We start from the raw sequence: 1,228 nt of genomic DNA, 5'->3' as shown, positions 1-1,228 counted from the left end.
ACAAAATCACGGCGCCGCGCTCACCGTGGCAATTATCACCGTGAGCCGAGCTAATGAGGCGATGCTTGACAGCCTGGACAACGCCCGCACGAATACGTAGTGTCGCATCTAGCCAAAAGCACTTCGCTCCTAACCAAGATAAAAACGGAAACAAACTTAACTTCTTCACCGACGAGGTGCTGGATCGCACATCAATCAAAATATTCCTACCGGATGCGGGAAGTTAACATGACGTATCAACCGCTATTCTCATCAGGAGACAGCATCTTATGTGTAAGAACAAATGGAGATTTGCGAACCGATACGAATAACTATATACTTTGGTATAGCTGTACATTGAGTGAATTTACAAACATCTATCGTTGCGAATCGCGCCGCAGAGACGGTCCCGATGATACCATCTGGTTTGTCTGTCTGGAGATATCTGACGAGTGCTGGATTATAAAAGGTAGTTGCTTTTCTGATTGCGGTAGCATTCGTGCCACACTTGGTGTGCGGCCAACGATCGACCCTAAATGCTTTGCAGTCAGAATCTCGGTCGACAGAACGATGCTATTCGCCGAACACGATTTAATTCGCGTAGCCTGCGATAAAAACGACGCGGCATTTATTTTGAAATATTTTACAAAGCTAATGTTTGAGAGACAAAATAGCTTGCGATATATGCATAATGAGTATTCAAGAGATGTGTCTGACGTCATCATCGCCAGAGCTGTTGCGTCGCTTATAAGGTCTATCGGAGGCGATATTGACGACAAAATCGAAGCAAATCAGTTTGTCGGCGTAAAGAAAGAAAGAGTCCAGGCTATTCTTGCGGAAATTCGATCCAATTTCCGCAAGCACGACTTCTCTGTAAAATTAGTTGCCGATAAATTTAAATTTACGAACCGATATATCCATGCTCTGCTTGAGGAGACGGGAACCTCGTTTACGGAGCGTGTCACCCGGCTCCGGATAAACGAGGCCTACGAAAAGTTGACCTCCGGAGATATAAATCTTCGAATTGGACAAATTGCCTTCGAAGTCGGTTTCAGCGATCAGCCTCACTTCAACAGAGCGTTCAAAGCCCGTTTCGGACTTTCGCCCGGCGAAGCAAGAAATAGGATGAGGATCGAGCAGAGACGGAGCTCTTTCTAAGATTTGGACTTCAAAATCTGTAGTTGATGATGCGGTTAGGAGATTGGCCGCATCTGGTAGCCGGCGGAAAACGTCGACCCTGCGTATGGCG

Annotated in this window: 1 protein-coding gene; it reads left to right on the top strand. The window is 46.3% G+C overall.

Translation table 11 applies throughout. The features are described from left to right. Positions 1-228 precede the first annotated feature (228 nt). A complete protein-coding gene (locus A1351_RS23865; RefSeq protein ID WP_198162302.1) occupies positions 229-1,137 on the top strand; it encodes an AraC family transcriptional regulator in 909 nt (302 codons plus the stop codon). Positions 1,138-1,228: the final 91 nt, after the last annotated feature.

Origin of the sequence: Methylosinus sp. R-45379 (genome assembly GCF_001644125.1) — a bacterium.
Lineage (GTDB): Bacteria > Pseudomonadota > Alphaproteobacteria > Rhizobiales > Beijerinckiaceae > Methylosinus.
Note: the sequence above shows the minus strand (reverse complement) of the source record. Positions and strands in the feature narration are given on the sequence as shown.

Coding starts and splice junctions, on each gene's coding strand:
- A1351_RS23865 (WP_198162302.1), top strand. CDS start 229: ATGACGTATCAACCGCTATTCTCATCAGGAGACAGCATCTTATGTGTA.